Origin of the sequence: Caballeronia sordidicola (assembly GCF_000729995.1) — a bacterium.
Taxonomy (GTDB): domain Bacteria; phylum Pseudomonadota; class Gammaproteobacteria; order Burkholderiales; family Burkholderiaceae; genus Caballeronia; species Caballeronia sordidicola_A.
In genome coordinates, this window is record NZ_JNFG01000020.1 from 299,139 (window position 1) to 316,670 (window position 17,532).

16 protein-coding genes are annotated in these 17,532 nt (G+C 60.3%); 11 read left to right on the forward strand and 5 right to left on the reverse strand.

The window, feature by feature from the left end; genetic code table 11:
- The first annotated feature begins 2 nt into the window (after positions 1 to 2).
- Positions 3 to 818, forward strand: a complete 816-nt coding sequence (locus FH08_RS0120575) for an SDR family NAD(P)-dependent oxidoreductase (RefSeq protein ID WP_031360158.1) — start codon at positions 3 to 5, stop codon at positions 816 to 818.
- Entirely contained in the window at positions 815 to 1,543 is a 729-nt protein-coding gene (locus FH08_RS0120580; RefSeq protein ID WP_031360159.1) for an HpcH/HpaI aldolase family protein, read from the forward strand. Before FH08_RS0120575 ends, FH08_RS0120580 begins: the two co-directional genes overlap by 4 nt.
- Before the next feature lie 21 nt (positions 1,544 to 1,564).
- Here the strand turns inward: FH08_RS0120580 and FH08_RS0120585 are convergent, their stop codons facing one another.
- Both FH08_RS0120585 and nac read right to left on the reverse strand, forming a co-directional pair.
- Positions 1,565 to 2,530: a LysR substrate-binding domain-containing protein gene (locus FH08_RS0120585; protein ID WP_031360160.1), complete on the reverse strand. Its 966-nt coding sequence runs from the start codon at positions 2,528 to 2,530 to the stop codon at positions 1,565 to 1,567.
- A 19-nt stretch (positions 2,531 to 2,549) separates the two neighbouring features.
- A complete protein-coding gene (gene nac / locus FH08_RS0120590; protein ID WP_031360161.1) occupies positions 2,550 to 3,485 on the reverse strand; it encodes a nitrogen assimilation transcriptional regulator NAC in 936 nt (311 codons plus the stop codon).
- Positions 3,486 to 3,782: 297 nt separating this feature from the next.
- On the opposite strand from nac, the gene FH08_RS0120595 reads away from it, so the two are divergent.
- On the forward strand, positions 3,783 to 4,991 hold the full coding sequence (locus FH08_RS0120595; protein WP_031360162.1) for an aspartate transaminase: 1,209 nt from the start codon (positions 3,783 to 3,785) through the stop codon (positions 4,989 to 4,991).
- Between the two features lie 265 nt (positions 4,992 to 5,256).
- Positions 5,257 to 6,444, forward strand: coding sequence for a porin (locus FH08_RS0120600; protein ID WP_031360163.1), 1,188 nt, complete (start codon positions 5,257 to 5,259; stop codon positions 6,442 to 6,444).
- Between the two features lie 187 nt (positions 6,445 to 6,631).
- On the opposite strand, the gene FH08_RS0120605 is transcribed toward FH08_RS0120600, so the two are convergent.
- The 3 genes from FH08_RS0120605 to FH08_RS0120615 form a co-directional block, all read right to left on the reverse strand.
- Positions 6,632 to 7,405, reverse strand: coding sequence for a glucose 1-dehydrogenase (locus FH08_RS0120605; RefSeq protein ID WP_031360164.1), 774 nt, complete (start codon positions 7,403 to 7,405; stop codon positions 6,632 to 6,634).
- A gap of 71 nt (positions 7,406 to 7,476) precedes the next feature.
- The gene (locus tag FH08_RS0120610; protein ID WP_235210427.1) at positions 7,477 to 8,013 is read right to left on the reverse strand and encodes a gluconokinase; all 537 of its coding nucleotides are present in this window, start codon (positions 8,011 to 8,013) and stop codon (positions 7,477 to 7,479) included.
- Positions 8,010 to 9,020, reverse strand: a complete 1,011-nt coding sequence (locus FH08_RS0120615; RefSeq protein WP_031360166.1) for a 2-hydroxyacid dehydrogenase — start codon at positions 9,018 to 9,020, stop codon at positions 8,010 to 8,012. The genes FH08_RS0120610 and FH08_RS0120615 overlap by 4 nt, the downstream gene beginning before the upstream one ends.
- Before the next feature lie 319 nt (positions 9,021 to 9,339).
- Here FH08_RS0120615 and FH08_RS0120620 point away from each other — a divergent pair, with 319 nt between their 5' ends.
- The 7 genes from FH08_RS0120620 (at position 9,340) to FH08_RS0120650 (ending at position 17,524) form a co-directional block, all read left to right on the forward strand.
- Positions 9,340 to 10,374: an L-idonate 5-dehydrogenase gene (locus FH08_RS0120620; RefSeq protein ID WP_031360167.1), complete on the forward strand. Its 1,035-nt coding sequence runs from the start codon at positions 9,340 to 9,342 to the stop codon at positions 10,372 to 10,374.
- Between the two features lie 271 nt (positions 10,375 to 10,645).
- Complete coding sequence (thrS, locus tag FH08_RS0120625) at positions 10,646 to 11,869, forward strand: threonine--tRNA ligase (RefSeq protein WP_051888391.1); 1,224 nt, start codon at positions 10,646 to 10,648, stop codon at positions 11,867 to 11,869.
- A 307-nt stretch (positions 11,870 to 12,176) separates the two neighbouring features.
- Positions 12,177 to 12,908 (forward strand): GntR family transcriptional regulator, encoded by a 732-nt coding sequence (locus FH08_RS0120630; RefSeq protein ID WP_031360169.1) that lies wholly within the window; start codon positions 12,177 to 12,179, stop codon positions 12,906 to 12,908.
- A complete protein-coding gene (locus FH08_RS0120635) occupies positions 12,908 to 13,945 on the forward strand; it encodes an ADP-ribosylglycohydrolase family protein (RefSeq protein WP_051888392.1) in 1,038 nt (345 codons plus the stop codon). The genes FH08_RS0120630 and FH08_RS0120635 overlap by 1 nt, the downstream gene beginning before the upstream one ends.
- A 51-nt stretch (positions 13,946 to 13,996) precedes the next feature.
- Positions 13,997 to 15,436 carry a purine-cytosine permease family protein gene (locus FH08_RS0120640; protein ID WP_031360171.1) on the forward strand — a complete coding sequence of 480 codons (1,440 nt, stop codon included), beginning with the start codon at positions 13,997 to 13,999 and terminating at the stop codon, positions 15,434 to 15,436.
- Positions 15,433 to 16,380, forward strand: a complete 948-nt coding sequence (locus FH08_RS0120645) for a PfkB family carbohydrate kinase (protein WP_031360172.1) — start codon at positions 15,433 to 15,435, stop codon at positions 16,378 to 16,380. The genes FH08_RS0120640 and FH08_RS0120645 overlap by 4 nt, the downstream gene beginning before the upstream one ends.
- 109 nt (positions 16,381 to 16,489) lie before the next feature.
- A complete protein-coding gene (locus tag FH08_RS0120650) occupies positions 16,490 to 17,524 on the forward strand; it encodes an NADP-dependent oxidoreductase (RefSeq protein WP_031360173.1) in 1,035 nt (344 codons plus the stop codon).
- Positions 17,525 to 17,532: the final 8 nt, after the last annotated feature.

Below are 17,532 nucleotides of genomic sequence, written 5' to 3' on the forward strand. Positions count from 1 at the left end.
TCATGGGCACGCTCGACGGACAAGTCACCGTTGTCACTGGCGGCGGCTCAGGCATCGGCCGGTCGACCGCGCTGCAGCTCGCGGCTGAAGGTGCCAGGGTGGTGGTCATTGGTCGCAGACACGACGCGCTTGCGGAGGTCGTAGCCGAGATCGAGGCGGCGGGCGGCAAGGCCTGGGCTCGCCAAGTGGACCTGGAGCAACGTGAAGAGATGATTGATCTGGTGCGCTGGGTCGAGGCGGAGGTCGGGCCGATTGGCATCCTTGTCAATAACGCCGGCGTGTCGAGTCGCGTGCGCAATATTCGATGGATCGATGAGGATGACTGGAACGCGACGCTTTCGGTGAACCTGACAGCAGTCTACGTGTTGATCCAGGCAGTATTGCCGGGCATGCTCGCGGCAGGTGGTGGCACTATCGTCACGGTGTCGTCGCTTGCCGCCGTGCGCCCGAGCCTGCTCGGCGGCGCGCCATACGGCGCGGCGAAGGCCGGCGTACGCAATCTGATGACGTACCTGCACACGACCTTTCGCAACAACAATATCCGCGCGACAACGATCCTGCCCGGCGAAGTCAACACCCCGATCATGGACACGCGCGTCCGGCCACCGAGTACCGAGGAGCGAGCGGCGATGGTAAGTCCCGACGACGTGGCGCGGGCGATCCTGCTGTGCTGCACGTTGCCCGCGCGTACCACGATCGAGGAACTGGTCATTAGCCCGACGCTGCAACGCGACCAGGGACCCGACACCGAAATCAGCCGCTGGCTCGGCGCCCCGGATGGCGTTGCACCTGGAACAACCGAAGGAAATAAATCATGAGTGCTTCGCTGAAACAACGACTCGCGAGCGGCGCGTCCGTGCTGATGGTGAATCCGAATCATATCTCGTCAAGCCTGGCCGAGAAGCTCACGCGCGCCGGCGCCGACTCGATTTTCATCGACTGTGAACATGGCGCGGCGGGTTTCGAGGAGCTGCAGATGATGGCCAAGGCGGCGCGCTTCGGTGGCGGCTACACCATTGTTCGCCCCCAAAGCCAGGACAGGTCGACTATCACGCGATGTCTGAACTGTGGTGCGGACGGTGTGATGGTGCCGCTCGTGCATACCGCGGAGAACGCGCGCGAGGTCGTCAGGACCGTGCGATACGCGTGTCCGGATGACTACGATGACAAGCTTGTCATCGTGATGATCGAATCGACGCAGGCCGTTGAGAATCTCGATGAAATTCTTGAGGTCGAGGGCATCGACGTGTTCTTTGTCGGACCTGGCGATCTGTCGCAGTCGATGGGGTATTCGCCGCGCGTCGCTCCTGGCGCGCGTCGTCCACAGGCCGTGCTCGATCTCGTGGACGAGACCCTGGGACGCATCCGCCGTGCCGGCAAGTTCGCCGGCACGCTAGCGGTCAGGGAGGATGTCGGGCATCTCGTCGAAGCGGGCGCGCAGCTTCTCTACTATCATGCCGACCCGTTCGTGAACGATGGCGTGAAAGTGATGCTCAGCCTGTCCGCACCCCCGGCGACACGCAGCGAAAGGGCATCTGCCTGAGTTGTCGGCGAGGTGTCGGCGTCAGGCAACCGGTACGCCCGCTTCGTCGGGCGTACTCACACCGATCAGCCGCTGCGACGCAACCAGTTCCGTTACCAATTGGCTTAGCGTGTCACGTACCGCCGCGGCCTGGTCTGACATCGGCTGATGATCGGAAACGCAAAGCGAGACGGTGGCACGAATGGTGGGACCACTCAATCGACGCGTCAGCGGGCGCTCGGCGCCGACGAACGTACTGGTTAGCGCCCACGGCAAGATGGTGGCGCCGAGGCCTGCCTCGATTGCATCGCGCAGGGTGGCCTCGGACTCGATCTCGGCGACCACTCGCGGCTTGATGCCCGCATGGGTGAAAGCGGTGTCGATCAGCTTGCGCAAGAAGTGCGTTGGGCCAGGCAGGAGCAGGTCGACGCCGTCGAGTGCGGACACCGGGATAGCGCCATCGACGTCAGGGGGCAATTCGGCGTGCGGTGGCGCGATCAGGAACAATTCCTCCATGAGCAAAGGTTGCAGGGTCACGCCTTTGATCGGTCCCGACGCGTAGATGATCGCGAGATCCATGCGCCCGGTCATCACCATCTCGCTCAACACCAGCCCGAAATTATCGTTCAGGAACAGGTTGACATCGGGATAGTCGCGCCTCACGTTCTTCAAGAGGGGCGTAGAAAGAATCGACGTTGTGCTGTAGGTCGCGAGGCCGACACTAACGTTTCCTGAAATGACGTTGGCGGTGCGCGCTACGTCCGATTCGGCCTTGCCCAACTGGTCCAGGATCAGGAGTGCGTTACGGTACAGTTCACGTCCTGCTCCGGTCGGACTGACACCCACGTTGGTGCGGATCAGGAGTCTTTGTGCAAAGTGGCGCTCGAGCAGGTTGATATGCTGACTGAGCGCAGGTTGTGCGATATGCAGGTAAGCCGCCGCGCTCGAGATGCTTTCCAGTTCGACAGCCTTCACGAAGCTATTGAGAAGTTTGAAACTGACGGTCATGGTTGATGTTCCAGGGGCGCTAGGAAAGCCTTTCAGCGTCCACCTCGTGCAGATGCGATCCGAGGGTGAGGTCCGCGACCAGTTCGAGCAGGATCTGGTGCACTGCGACCGCGGGTTCGGAGAGCGGTAGATGGTCCGATAAGCACAACGACAGCGGTGCTTCTATGACGGGCGCCACAATGCGCCTTTGTACGCCATCTCCTGATGCAGCAATGATGCGCGCCGCCGAGTCTGGCAGGATGGTTGCGCCGATGCCCTCGCGAATAGCCGCTGAAAGGGTCGCGGACGATTCGATTTCCGCTACAACCCGCGGCTGTACGCCGGCGATCGACAACGCGTCGTCAATATATTGGCGCAGGTAGTTGTAGGGGCGCGGCAGCATGAGATCGATACCGCGGAGCGCCGCGAGTTCGATCGGCCCCGCAGCTAGCTGCATGTAACGTGGCGTCACTAGAAAAAGTTCTTCTTTGAGCAGCAATTGGAACGACAAGCCGTGCGGCGCGTGGTCGCCGTAGAGCACGGCCATATCCATGCAGCCATTGATAATCAACTCGCTCAGCGTGGAGGCGAAACTCTCGTTGAGATACAGCAGGACGCCGGGATGGCGGGCGCGTACGGTCTTGAGCAGAGGCAGCGACAAGGCTGATGCAGCGGTACCCGGGGCGAGGCCGACCGAGACCTTGCCAGCGAGCTTGTCGCCTGTCTTCTCCATGTCGCTGCGCGCCTGCTCGAGCTGCCGCAGAACGATCTGCGCGTGCCGGTATAGGGTGAGACCGGCTTCAGTCGGTGTCACGCCGCGTTTCGTGCGTATCAGCAACTGATGGCGGAATTCGCCTTCAAGGATCATCAACTGCTGGCTGAGGGCCGGCTGGGCGATATGGAGAATCTCGGAGGCCTGCGTCAGGCTGCCCAGATCGACGATTTTCACGAAGTACTTCAGGCGCCTCAGATTCACGAACGTCTGTCCCGCGGATGATGGACTCTGCTTTTCGCAGAGCGAGATGGAAATGGTAAAGCAAGCGGTTCCTGCGAGATACAACGAAAAAAATAATGTTTAACCCTCGGTTCCTCGACGGCGTTGGCACGAGAGGAACGGGGTGCGGGGCGAGGTCGGTGGAACCTTTTTCCGGCGCGGCGAACGCGTTCGCCGACGGTATAAGCGTTTGCGATTCCGGTAGAACGAATTCGTCTTGGCCTGACTTTTTTCTCCCACTTACCTTGATGCCATCCCCGTGTCAAAAAGGAGTGCGGAGTGAGTTCGTCTCGAGTAGCTGCGCGCGTGCAGCGCATCAAAACATCGCCCAGCAGTGCTGCTGCGGATCGTGCCGCTGAATTGCGGCGGCAAGGCCGGACTATCGTCAATCTTGCGATCGGTGAGCCTGATTTTCCGACGCCGGCGCACATTCGCCGTGCAGCGGCCGACGCCGTGGAGCGTGGCGAGACACGTTATACGCAGACCGCAGGCTCGCTGGCGTTGCGCACCGCGATCGCGGCGAAGCTGCGCGAGGAGAACGGTCTCGGCTACGAGCCGAAGCAAGTTATCGTGACGTGTGGGGCGAAACACGCAATCTTCAATGCGCTTGCGGTGACGGTCGAGCCGGAAGATGAAGTGCTGATTCCCGCGCCGTATTGGGTGTCTTACCCCGACATGGTGCTTGCCTGCGAAGGCAAGCCGGTCGTCCTGCCTTGCGCCCAGGCCGACGGCTTCAAGCTCACCGCGCAGACGCTCGAGGCCGCCATCACGGCGCGCACGCGCTGGCTCATCCTCAATTCGCCCAACAATCCGACTGGCGCTTCGTATTCCGCCGACGAGTTGCGGGCCCTCGCGGACGTGCTCGTGCGTCATCCTCACGTGTTGATACTGACCGACGACATCTACGAGCACATCCGTTTCGACGATCAGGCTAATCCGCACATCGTCGCTATCGAGCAATCGTTGAGCGAGCGCACGATCGTCGTCAACGGCATGTCGAAGACCTATGCCATGACGGGATGGCGGATCGGTTATGCGGCCGGTCCAGCCGACCTGATCGCGGCGATGGACACACTGCAATCGCAATCGACCAGTTGTGCATCGTCGGTGAGCCAGGCGGCTGCGCTGGCTGCCCTGGAGGGTGACCAAAGCAGCCTTGCTGAGGCGCTGGCGATCTATCGCGCGCGGCGCGACCGCGGTCTCGACCTGCTCAATGCGATCACTGGTTTGAGTTGCCGGACGCCGGGCGGCGCATTCTATTTGTTCGTCAACTGCGGCGGCCTGATCGGAAAACAAACCCCGGGCGGCAAGCGGATCGCGGGCGACATGGATGTCGTTGCCTATTTTCTCGAAGCAGCAGGCGTGGTGCTGGTCGCGGGTTCGGCCTACGGCGCGTCGCCGTATTTCAGGATGTCGATTGCCACGAGCATCGAGGTCATTGAGGAAGGCTGCCGGAAAATTGCGGGCGCAGTGGCCGAGTTGATCTGAATGTTGGCGTGCCGTTGGTGCCGACCACGGAAAATTGTTGGACCGAGGTTTGGCGGCGAGCTGCTTGAAAAAGCAGCTCGCGTGATGGAAGAAGTGGCGTAGCAAAACGCGGCCTTGGATCTTGGAGATCGAAGTGGCGGCCTAATCTCGGGAAGAGCGGGCGATCAAGCTTGGGGGTAAAAATCTGTCGAAATCGAGATCGTATTTTGAATAAAAAAAATTCTACTTATTAATAGGTAATCCTAAGGTATTGCGAGATCAATCAATGAAAAATTCAATTTCCACTCTATCCATCGCTACTCTGGTTTTGTTCGCTGGCGTCGCTCATGCTCAAAGCAGCGTGACTTTATACGGCATTGCGGATGCGGGATTAGTCTATAACTCGAACGTAAAAGGCGGGCGACAAATTGCGCTGGTTGGCGGCAACGAGGGCGCAAACCGGTGGGGGATGATCGGGTCTGAAGATCTGGGCGGTGGTCTCAAGGCAATTTTCAACCTTGAAGCAGGCTTTAACCTTGCCAACGGCACCATAGGACAGAACGGCACGTTCTGGGGACGCGCGGCCACCGTTGGACTGAGTAGCGCCGATTACGGAACAGTGACCTTAGGCCGTCAGAATTCGGACTCGTGGGCCGCAGTGGGTTATCTGGAAGCCGGCAACGGCTGGGCCGCATCTGGTGCGGAATATGGTGCTCATCCCGGTGACGTCGATAACCTCGACAATTCGAATCGTCTCAATAACTCGATCTTGTATCGAAGCAAAAGCTACAACGGCCTGACGTTTGGTGGTGCGTATAGCTTTGGAGGCAAGGCGGGCGAATTCTCGCAAAACCAGATCTGGGATCTGAGTGCGGGTTATGCCAATGGTCCAGTCAAGTTGGGCGTCGGCTACATCCTGGCGAAGGATCCGAATTTCTCGTTCTTTGGCAATAAGGCTAACGACAGCACTACGGGGATCAACATTTCCAGCCCGGTCACCGCGGGCTATGCATCCGCCGGTTCTCAGCAGATTATTGCAGCTGGCGGATCTTACGCGTTTGGTCCCGCTACCGTTGGCGTGGTCTACAGCAATACCCAATTCCAGGAGCTGGGAACGGTGAGCGTGGCCGGCTTGAATGCGACCGAGGCGGCGTACCGTGGAACGGCAACGTTCAATACGGGCGAATTGAATTTCAAGTATCAATTCACCCCGGCGCTTCTGCTCGGTGTTTCCTATAGCTACACGAGAAACGGCGGGGCGAGCAACGAAGGTGGCGCGCGGTATCAACAGGTTGACCTTGGCGCTGTCTATTCTTTCTCGAAGATGACCTCGGTTTATGCGATCGCGGTCCATCAGGCGGCCAGCGGGACGGACTCGACGGGCGAACGGGCTGTTGCTGCCATTGCCGGGACCTCGGGATCATCCACGAATGCAGAAACCCTCGTTACCGTTGGCTTGACGCATAAATTCTAAGCACCTTCATCCGTCTTGATGGGTGGTCCGGCGTGCATTCGGTCGCGCTTCGTTGTGCAACCGGAGTCTCGGGGACTACTTGTTCCATAGGCGTTCACGCAATCGACGGGTTGCGGGTTTTGAGTGACACAGCAGCCCCGTCATGAGTGACTGAGGGCGGCTGTGTCAGTCAAACCCATGCCGTTCGCTAGAGCGTAGCGGTTACGCCACCGTCGACATAGAGAATGTGTCCATTGACAAAGTTCGATGCATCACTCGCTAGAAACACGGCCGCGCCGGTGAGGTCCTCGACATCTCCCCAGCGGCGTGATGGAGTTCTGCCTATCAACCAGTTGCTGAATTCAGGGTTGTTGACGAGTGCTTCGGTGAGCTCCGTCTTGAAGTAACCCGGGCCGAGCCCATTGACCTGCAAGCCGTGTGGACCCCAGTCGATGGCCATGCCTTTGGTGAGCATCTTTACCGCGCCTTTGGTCGCGGTATACGCGGCGATATTGGGGCGGCCCAGTTCGCTTTGGACTGAGCAGATGTTAATGATCTTGCCGCGTCCTCGTAAAATCATGTGACGCGCGACGGCCTTGCCGACGAGGAAAACACTGTCCACATTCGTGCGCATCAGTTCGTCCCAATGCGCCGTGGGGAAGTCCTCCAATGGCGCGCGGCGTTGCATGCCGGCGTTGTTGACCAGGACGTCGATCGCGCCGACCTGTTCTTCGAGGTGTGCTATCGCGTTGCTGACGCTATCGGCGTCGGTCACATCGAAACTGCTCGCGTGGACTGTTGCACCTGCGCTGCGCAGCGCATCGGCGGCACGGGCGAGGCGTGCCTCGTTGCGGCCGTTCAGGATGACGGTCGCGCGTGCCAGGGCGAGACCCCCGGCAAGCGCATAACCGATGCCGGCGCTCGAACCGGTGATCAACGCAGTGCGCCCGCTGAGGTCGAATAGTTTGGAGATTGAGTTCAAGGCAACACCTTGGTATGTGACGGGGATGGGAATGGGAATGGGTGATCGATCATGCGCGGCCAATGCGAGATTCACTTGGCCGGCCCGCGTCGTAACCAGCGCATCACCTCGGTGAGCTGCGCGATTTCTGTTTGCGTTGCTTCCAGTCGAAGGACGTCGGCTTCACCCTCAGGCGATTCGAGCGTGTCGAACTGGCTTTCGACGAGGCTAGGCGGGAATTCATGGCCGCGGCGCTGCGTCACGCGCGCAACCGCTGCTGTGCGGTCCAGGTTGAGGAACACCAGGCGCAGGTCCGGCACGCGTTGCCTCAAGAGGTCTCGATAGCTGCGCTTCAGTGCAGAACACGATAGCACTGCAGTACCGCCTTGCGCGGCGAGTAACGTGGCAATCCTGTTCAACCACGGGATGCGGTCCTCGTCACTGAGCGCGACGCCTTCACGCATCTTCGCGCGGCTTACGCTCAAGTGATGATCGTCTCCTTCGATCATCACGCCACCCAGTGCCCGGGACAGGTTGTATGCGAGCGTCGACTTCCCTGAGCCGGAAACGCCCATGACCAGAAGCTTGAACGTCAAGACGTGTTTTGTCTTGTCGGGTGCTGCACTCACGACGCGCTGGCCCGATTGGACAGGACATCCGGATTCACCGGCGAAGGCGGATGTCCCGCGAACTTTCCGTAGCCGAAAACGGCGCTTAGGTTGTCCGCCGCTAGCGATGCCATGGCCCGTCGGGTCGCGACCGACGCGCTGCCGATGTGCGGGGTCAACACAATGTTCGGTACGGTCAACAGTTCTGGATGGATCGCCGGTTCACCTTCGAACACATCGAGTCCAGCAGCCGCGATAGTCCCGTTGCGCAGTGCCGCGGCGAGTGCTGCGTCGTCGACCACACCACCGCGCGCGATGTTCGTCAGCGTTGCCGTGCGTTTCATTTGCGACAGCTCGCGTGCGCCGATCGTGTGATGTGAACCCGACGAGTAGGGTACGACGACAATCAGATGATCGGCTTCGCGCAAAAGTGTTTCCTTGTCGACATATTGAGCGCGGCTCGCGGCCTCGATGTCGGCGCAGAGAGGTGACCGGTTGTGATAAATCACGCGCATGTCGAAACCAAACGCGCCGCGTTTTGCAATCGCCTGTCCGATGCGGCCCATGCCGAGAATGCCGAGCGTCGCGTGGTGGATGTCAGATCCGACGAACATATCGTAGCGGCCCGTTTTCTGCCACTCGCCGCGCCGAACGAAATGCTCCGATTCGGCAATGCGGCGGGCTGCTGCCATCATCAATGCGAAACCAAAGTCGGCGGTGGTGGCGGTGAGCACGCCGGGCGTATTTGTCACCAGCACACCTCGGCGGGTACACGCGTCTACGTCGACGTTGTTGTAGCCGACACCGACGTTGCACACCGCACGCAACGCTGGGCAGGCATCCAGCAAGGTTGCGTCGATCCTGTCACTGCCGTGAGTAATCGCCCCGGATTTGCCTTGCAGGCGCCCAATCAGTTCTGGCTGGCTCCAGACGGTATCGTCGGCGTTGTCGCTGACGTCGAAGTACTCGCGCAGGCTGCCGACAATGTCGGGAAAGGACGCGCGCGTGACGAGCACAGAAGCAAGCATGTTCAAGTCTCTTTTGTGGTTGTCGGGCTGGCTGACAAAGCGTTGCCCACGGTGATTAAGGTCTTGGGCCAAGCCTAGCGGGCTCGCTGCTTATCTGCCAAGACGTTTTGGGTTTGACGGGATAACAGGTGGTTATGGCGCCGGGTCCTATAAGCGATCGTTATCCGACTGGACGAAAGTCATCTTGGTGTGGGCTTCGGGCTGGTTTAACGTAGCTAGCGCCATACCGGCAGGACTCATCTGCCCAGCTCGCCGTTATGCCACGACGCCGCCTGGTCGAGGCATCGCCCTATTCCAGAACATCGCACAAGGCTTCGCTATGCATGCATTGGTGATCCACGCCCCTCACGACTTGCGCGTCGAAGAGACTCCGACGCCCGAGATCGGGCCGCAACAGTTACTGGTCCGCATCCGTTCCGGTGGTATCTGCGGATCGGACTTGCATTACTTCCTGCATGGCGGTTTCGGTACCGTCCGCATTCGTGAGCCGATGATCCTTGGCCATGAGGTATCGGGCGTGGTGCAGGAAGCCGGGTCAGGTGTCAATGACATCCTGCCCGGGACTCGGATTGCGATCAGCCCGAGCCGCCCGTGCGGTTTGTGCCAATATTGTCAGCAGGGCTTGCAGAATCATTGTCTCGACATGCGCTACTACGGCAGTGCAATGCGCAGTCCCCATGTGCAAGGCGCGTTCCGGCAGCAGATCGTGATCGACCGTTCGCAGGCGCATGAAGTGTCGGCGTCGGTGAGCGATGGCGAAGCGGCAATGGCCGAGCCATTGTCCGTGGCGCTGCATGCCGCGCGCCGTGCTGGAGCGTTGCTGGGCCGGCGCGTGTTGGTGACTGGCTGCGGGCCTATCGGTGCGTTGATCGTGGCGGCTGCCCGGCGTGCGGGAGCAGCCACCATTGTGGTAACGGACGTAGGCGAACTGGCGCTTTCCAGCGCACTGCAAATGGGCGCCGATGAGGTCGTCAATGTCGCTGACAACCTGGACGGATTGTCCCGGTTCACGGCGAACAAAGGGAGTTTCGACGTGCTGTTCGAGGCGAGCGGCAATGAACGCGCGCTTAGAGGCGCGCTCGATGCCATGCGGCCGAGGGCGGTGATCGTGCAGGTCGGGCTTGGCGGGGAAATGACTTTGCCGGTGAATATGTTCGTTGCGAAGGAATTCGAATTGCGCGGTGCGTTCCGCTTTCATGAGGAGTTCGCTGTAGCGGTCGAATTGCTGAACAAAGGGTTGATCGACGTGAAGCCGTTGATCTCGGCGACGTTTCCTTATACGGACGCGACGAACGCGTTCGAGTTGGCCGCCGATCGCTCACGCGCGATGAAAGTTCTGGTCAGTTTCGAGTAGCGCGAACAGTCCCTTGGAGATTCATCGTTCTTCAATAACGATGTTGACGGCTGCCCCTAAAGCCCTTTATTGTTTGCTACATGAACTCACATTTCTTCACCCTCACGTCCGCGACTACCACGACCACCTTCTCAGGCGGGTCGTCTGGAGGCCGTGCGCGATAAAGTATCGAAGTGCGTTTTTCAGAAGGCCCCGCCGGCAACGGACGGGGCCTTTTGCGTTGTGCAGCCCTCCCTGTCCGTTACGGCCCTTGAAATTAACGGAGAGCATTGTGGACGATATCGATCATCGGCAGTTAGGTAACAAACTGGACCTGTTCCATCAGCAGGACGAAGGACCCGGAATGGTGTTCTGGCATCCGCGTGGGTGGGAGCTTTATCGCGTAGTGGAAGATTACATCCGGCGTCGAATGCGGGGTGCAGGGTTTCGCGAAGTGCGTACGCCACAACTGCTGGCGCGTTCGCTTTGGGAACGCAGCGGGCATTGGGATAAATTTCAGGCCGGCATGTATTCGGTGAACGGCAATCAGGATGAGGCTCACGAAAGCCAGCCCTATTGCCTGAAACCCATGAGTTGTCCGTGTCATGTGCAGATTTTCAATCAGCGCATTCGTTCTTATCGCGACCTGCCGATCCGATACAGCGAGTTTGGCGCGTGCCATCGCGACGAGCCTTCGGGGTCGCTCGAGGGATTGAAACGCACGCGCGCTTTCACGCAAGACGATGCCCATGTCTTCTGCACGGAAGATCAGGTGGAAGCCGAGGTCGGGCGGTTTTGCGATTTGCTTCGCGTGGTCTATGCCGACCTTGGCTTCTCGACGTTCCGCGTGCAACTGGCTACGCGTCCGGATCAGAGGGCAGGCAATGATGCGGTCTGGGATCGCGCGGAAGAGGCGCTTGCGAAGGCCGCGGCTTCCGCCGGCCTGACGTTCGATGTGCGTCCGGGAGAAGGGGCTTTCTATGGCCCGAAACTGGAGTTCCATCTTATGGATAGCCGCGACCGTAGCTGGCAGTGCGGCACGATCCAGCTTGATTTCGTCTTGCCGGATCGTCTCGACGCAAGCTTCGTTTCGTTCGAGAACGAGCACCTTCGCCCGGTGATGATTCACCACGCGGTCCTGGGCAGCATGGAGCGGTTTATCGCAATGCTTCTCGAGCATCACGAGGGCTGGTTGCCCCTGTGGCTTGCGCCCGATCAGGTGACGGTGGCAACGGTGTCGGATGCCAGCGTGGCCTACGGACAACGCGTGATGGACTTGCTGGACGAAGCGAACTTAAGGGCGGTGTTCGACGACAGGCCTGAACGGCTTGAACGAAAGATCATTGATGCGCGTGAACAGCGGATCCCCGTATTCATCACGGTGGGCGCACGCGACCAGCGTGACGAGACGGTGTCGCTGCGGCTTCGGGATGGGACGCAAAACACCTTCCCGATACGCGAGGGTATCGAACGTTTGCTTGAGATGAGCCGGACGCCCGCTAAGGCCAGATCGTAAAAATAAGGAAGGAGCCGCGACCGGCTCTTTCCCGACTGAAACGTCGCTTGGCGCAACCACCACATCTTAGGGTTTTCCCTCATTAATTCCCGCTTGACCATCGCAATATGACGTCTTAAATTCTGTACATGTTCCTACATGTACTTTATAAAAGTGCATAAAAAGAACAAGTAGCAGCAGCGGAGGCCGGCGCGTACCGCCGAAGCTTTCAATCAGGTTTCGATCGTCGCTTTTTAAAAAACATGTGCATACTTGTGCTTCTGTAGAGACTGGACCTTCCAATCCTCATAGGCACAGGAGTCGCACCATGGTTAAACGTGCTGTAAAAACCGCAGAGGTCGGGCGCTCGAAGGCGCATATGGTTGCCGCCACGATCGAGCAGGAGATCCTCACCGGGCGTCTGCCGTTCGGGCAACAACTGGAAAGCGAGAACGAACTGGTCGAGCGTTTTGCAGTCAGCCGCAACACCGTTCGCAAGGGGCTGGACCTGTTGACCAGCGGTGGCTTGATTACGCGCAAGGGCGGCATCGGTTCGTTCGTGACGTTCAACGGTCAGGCGCTTGACGGGACGCTTGGCTGGACCACCGCGATAGAAAAAGCGGGCGGCGCGCAGACCCGTTTGCTGCAAATTGCGCTGGTCGAAGACGAGACGCTTGCGCAAGAGTTGAAGCTTGAGCGCACGACTTTCGTGGCGATCGACCGGATGCGCGTGATCGGCGCTGACGCGCAAGCGCAATGCATTTCGCTCGAACGCAGCCGCTTGCCGTTCAACGACGACCTCGCCGCGTTGCCGCTGGAAGGGCTCGTAGGCGGCTCGTTGAACCGGACGCTGATCGAGCATGGCATGGTGCCGCATCACGGCGAGCAATGGGCCGAGGTGGTCGGCCTTGAAGCGGCCGATGCACGCCTGCTCAAGCGTCGCACCGGTACCTCGTTCCTGCGTTCGCGGCGCGTCACGCGGGACCGGGATGAACGGATTATCGAGTATGTCGTGAGCTTGCTGGACCCGGCTTTTTTTGCACTACACCTGGAATTCTGATGTCTTCGTCTTTGCTTTTGAATCACCCCACGTTGGCGGATCGCGCACGCGGCGCCTTCTACGGTCTTGCACTCGGCGATGCGTTCGGCATGCCAACCCAGTCGCTCAGCCGGGAGCGCATCGTTGAGCAGTTCGGACGTATCGGCAAGTTGGAAAACGCATTTCCGGATCAACCGATCGCGCCGGGTCTTCGGGCCGGCTCCATCACCGACGATACGGAACAGGCGGTTCTCGTTGCGCATTTGCTGGCCGACGGCCACGGCAAGATCGAACCGATGGCGTTCGCGCAAGCGTTGATCGAATGGGAAGCGTCGATGAAAGCGCGTGGCTCGCTCGATTTGCTCGGGCCATCGACGAAGCAGGCTATCGAGCGCATTGCGGCCGGTGAAGATCCGCTGCGCACGGGCCGTTTTGGTACGACCAATGGCGCGGCCATGCGCGTGACGCCGGTCGGGATCGCGTTCGACCTGAGGTGCCGCGATGTGTTTATCGATGCCGTCGTGCAGTCGTGTGTCGTGACGCATAACACCACGCTCGGTATTTCGAGTGCGGCGGCGGTCGCGGCGGCGGTATCGGCCGGACTGAACGGCGCGAGCCTGGCTAAAGCGCTCGAGGCCGGTATTTCGATGGCCGAGGTCGCCGAAAGCCGTGGGTTCTGGGTTGCGGGCGGGCGTATCGCGCCGCGTATCCGACATGCACGTGAGCTGATGCGCAACTGCGCCGCGCATGAGGTGGCGGACACGATCTACGACGTGATCGGTACGTCGGTGGCGTCGCAGGAATCGGTCGTGGCGGCGTTCGCGCTGGCCTTTGAAGCAGATGCACGTAGTAGCACGATCGAAGCCGCCCTGGGGGCTGCAGCGAGCCTGGGAGGCGACACCGACACGATCGCGGCCATGCTCGGCGCGATCCTTGGTGCGTGCGCAGGTTATGACGCGCTGCCGGCTGGTCCCATCGAGACCATTCGACGTGTGAATTCGCTCGATCTCGAGCCGCTGGTCGATCGTTTGCTTGGACTGCGCGCCGCAAGTTCCTGACGCGCTTAACGCACTTTTCGCAGTACCCTTTAATCTGGAGATCAGACTCAGATGGCTTCGTCACGCACGTCAAACAGCGCTCGTAAAGTCGAGACGCGTGGTATTGAACCTGTACCGGAAGGCGAATGTCATGGGCATCCGCTGCAGCTTTTCTGGGTGTGGTTCGCGGCCAACATCAGCATCCTCGGACTGCCGCTCGGCGCGACGCTGGTTGCTTTCCAGCATCTCGCGATCTGGCAGGCGGCGCTTGTCGCGGTGATCGGCGCGGCGGGATCGTTCGCAATTGTCGGCGTGATCTCGATCGCGGGGCGGCGCGGACATGCGCCAAGTCTCACGCTGTCGCGTGCGATCTTTGGGGTGCGCGGCAATATTGGGCCGACCATCGTCTCGCTGTTATCGCGGCTCGGCTGGGAGACGGTCAACACGACCACCGCCGCGTACGTGCTGCTGTCACTTACAACCATTGTGTTCGGCACGCCCGCGGAAGCCAAGAACGCGCCGGTGCTGACGCTTGTGTTCATCGCCGTGTTCGTGGTGCTGACTTTGATTGTGTCGGGGCTCGGTCACGCTACGCTGCTCGTGATCCAGAAATGGTCGACGTACGTTTTCGGCGTGCTCAACTTGCTGGTGGCCGGCTTTCTCGTGACGGCGATCAACTGGCATGCGGTTTTCAACGCAGCGCCTGCGCCGTTGAGCGCGGTGATTATCGGTATTGGCACCATTGCGGCGGGTACGGGGGTTGGCTGGGCTAACGCAGGTGCCGATATGTCGCGCTATCAGGCGCCGACGGTCAAGGGTCCGGCGCTGGTGGCATCCGCTGCGTTCGGGGCGGGCATTCCGCTGATTCTGCTTGTCACGCTTGGCGCGCTGCTGTCGGTGGGCAACGATCATCTCGCGTCGGCCACGGACCCGATCGCCGCGATCCGCGAAATGTTGCCTACGTGGATGGCTATTCCGTATCTGATCACGGCGTTCGGCGGTTTGCTGCTGTCTAATTACCTTTCCGTGTATTCGGCTGGTTTGACGACGCTCACACTTGGCCTCAAGGTGAAGCGCGTTCAGGCGGTGGTGGTCGACGTCGTGGTGATCTTCGCGGGCTCGATCTACTTCATGCTGATTGCCGGGAGCTTCTACGGTCCGTTCATCGGCTTCATTTCGCTGCTGGCGGTGCCTATCACAGCGTGGGTCGGTATCTTCGTGGTGGATCTGATCCATCGCCAGGAATACTCCCCGACTGACTTGCTCGATGTCTCCCCGCGCAGCGCGTATTGGTACAAAGGCGGGATCGAATGGCGTGCGTTCGGTGCATGGGCGCTGGCGATCGTGCTCGGTTTTTGCTTCCTTTCCACAGGTGCGATCCACGGCATATTTGCTGACTCATGGTTTGGACGCAATGGCCTCGGATGGATCGTGACATTCGTAGTGGCAGCAGGCGTGTACGCATTGTTAGGCGGTGCGCGCAGTACGGCTAAACGTTGGAAGACAGCATGACGCAAGCAGACTCGCAGCAGGCATCGAGATTGATTCATACGGGGCAGGTGATTGTCGACCTGGTCATGCAGATCGACAAGCTACCCCCGCCCGGCGGCGACGTGCTCGCGCACAACGCAAGCTTCGAAGTAGGCGGCGGTTTCAACGTGATGGCTGCAGCGCGGCGCAGCGGCATGCGCGTGGTGTATCCGGGCGGTCATGGCCACGGACGTTTCGGCGATATGGCGCGCGACGCGTTAGCGCAGGAAGGCGTGGAGATCGCTGGGCCGGAGGTCGCGGATCAGGATACCGGCTTGTGCGTCGCCATGGTCGATGCATCCGCCGAGCGCACGTTCGTCTCGTACATGGGCGCAGAAAGCGTGCTCGATCGGCACGTGCTTGACGCGCTCTCGGTGAATGCGCGAGACATTGTCTATGTAAGCGGCTATAGCCTGATGCTCGCGGACAAGGCCGCTCTGCTTATCGACTGGCTTGAACAACTGCCTTCTGGAACGCGCGTGGCGTTCGATCCGGGACCGTTGGTTGATGCTATCGATGCAACGTTACTTGCGCGCACGCTGGCCGTTGTGTCGATCTGGACTAGCAACCGCGTGGAAGCGTTGCGTTTCGCCAGGACCGACAATTTCGATGCGGCATTCGACTCGATCGTCGCGCGGTTAAGAACCGGCGCGCTCGCCATCGTGCGCGATAGCGCATCCGGCTGTCATCTGCGAGTGGGTGAAACACGCGACCATGTACCGGGTTTCGCGGTAAAAGCAGTCGATAGCAACGGTGCCGGCGATGCCCACGCCGGCGTGTTCCTGGCCGTACTTGCGACCGGCGCCGATGCACGAACGGCCGCTCGTCGCGCGAACGCTGCGGCGGCAATTTCGGTGACGCACCACGGACCTGCAACGTCGCCGGATGCGGCGGAAATCGATGCTTTCATCGCGTCGCAGGGATAAACGAGTCAAGAGAATCAAGCGGACCACCGACGTCCGACCGCGCGGCTAAGCGCAATCTCGCAAGCGCGTATATGCTCAGTTTCCCCGCGATTCATCCTGGAGAAACCGCATGACCTCAGCTACCGCTCGACAAATCGTGTTGGCCTCGCGTCCCACCAGCGGTCGCGCCGCGCTCTCCGATTTCCGTCTTGAAGACGTACCCATGCCCGTGCCGGGTGAAGGGCAGGTGCTGTTGCGCATCGACTATCTATCGCTCGATCCGTACATGCGCGGCCGCATGAACGACGCGCGGTCATACGCGAAACCTGCGCAAATCGGCGAGGCGATGCCGGGCGAAAGCGTCGCCACGGTAATCGAATCCAACAACACAACGCTCCCTGCTGGCGCCCAGGTGCCCGTGAACGCGGGCTGGGTCAGCCACGCGGTGGCCGATGCCCGCGACCTGAGTCCATTATCCGCAGACGGTATTGCGATGCGCGCTTATCTCGGCGTGCTCGGCATGCCGGGCTTCACGGCTTATGCCGGCATGGCGGCGATCGGCAAGCCGAAAAGCGGCGAGACGGTCGTGGTCGGCGCGGCGAGCGGCCCGGTCGGCTCGCTCGTGGGTCAGCTTGGCAAGATCGCCGGCGCCCGCGTCGTGGGTATTGCCGGCGGTGCGAAGAAGTGCAGCTATGTGGTGGACGAACTCGGCTTCGATGCCGCCATCGACCATCGCGCGCCCGACTTCGCCGATCAGTTGGCGAATGCGTGTCCCAAGGGTATCGACGTGTATTTCGAGAACATCGGTGGCGCGGTGTGGAAGGCTGTGCTGCCTTTGCTCAATCAATACGGCCGTGTGCCCGTCTGCGGATTAATGGCGCAGACCTCGGGCAACAATGCTGCTGCCGACGATGGCCTCGCCGCGACCATGCGCGCGATTCTGACGCGCAGCCTGACGGTGCGCGGTTATATCAACTATGAGTTCCTGCCCGAGTATCGGGACGCCTTCCTACGCGATGTCGGCGGCTTTTTGCGAGCGGGTCAGGTGAAGCATCTCGAGGATGTCACCGTAGGGTTGGAGAACGCACCGCAAGCGTTCCTCGATATGATCGATGGCCGTAATTTCGGCAAGGTGCTGGTGCGGGTATCTGAGGAAGTAGCGTAAATCATATG

What these genes read in the sequence shown, in the direction of transcription:
- FH08_RS0120635 (WP_051888392.1), top strand. Translation starts at nt 12,908, where the DNA reads ATGTCTTCGTCTTTGCTTTTGAATCACCCCACGTTGGCGGATCGCGCA.
- FH08_RS0120600 (WP_031360163.1), top strand. Translation starts at nt 5,257, where the DNA reads ATGAAAAATTCAATTTCCACTCTATCCATCGCTACTCTGGTTTTGTTC.
- FH08_RS0120620 (WP_031360167.1), top strand. Translation starts at nt 9,340, where the DNA reads ATGCATGCATTGGTGATCCACGCCCCTCACGACTTGCGCGTCGAAGAG.
- FH08_RS0120575 (WP_031360158.1), top strand. Translation starts at nt 3, where the DNA reads ATGGGCACGCTCGACGGACAAGTCACCGTTGTCACTGGCGGCGGCTCA.
- FH08_RS0120580 (WP_031360159.1), top strand. Translation starts at nt 815, where the DNA reads ATGAGTGCTTCGCTGAAACAACGACTCGCGAGCGGCGCGTCCGTGCTG.
- FH08_RS0120645 (WP_031360172.1), top strand. Translation starts at nt 15,433, where the DNA reads ATGACGCAAGCAGACTCGCAGCAGGCATCGAGATTGATTCATACGGGG.
- FH08_RS0120630 (WP_031360169.1), top strand. Translation starts at nt 12,177, where the DNA reads ATGGTTAAACGTGCTGTAAAAACCGCAGAGGTCGGGCGCTCGAAGGCG.
- FH08_RS0120585 (WP_031360160.1), bottom strand. Translation starts at nt 2,530, where the DNA reads ATGACCGTCAGTTTCAAACTTCTCAATAGCTTCGTGAAGGCTGTCGAA.
- FH08_RS0120615 (WP_031360166.1), bottom strand. Translation starts at nt 9,020, where the DNA reads ATGCTTGCTTCTGTGCTCGTCACGCGCGCGTCCTTTCCCGACATTGTC.
- FH08_RS0120640 (WP_031360171.1), top strand. Translation starts at nt 13,997, where the DNA reads ATGGCTTCGTCACGCACGTCAAACAGCGCTCGTAAAGTCGAGACGCGT.
- FH08_RS0120650 (WP_031360173.1), top strand. Translation starts at nt 16,490, where the DNA reads ATGACCTCAGCTACCGCTCGACAAATCGTGTTGGCCTCGCGTCCCACC.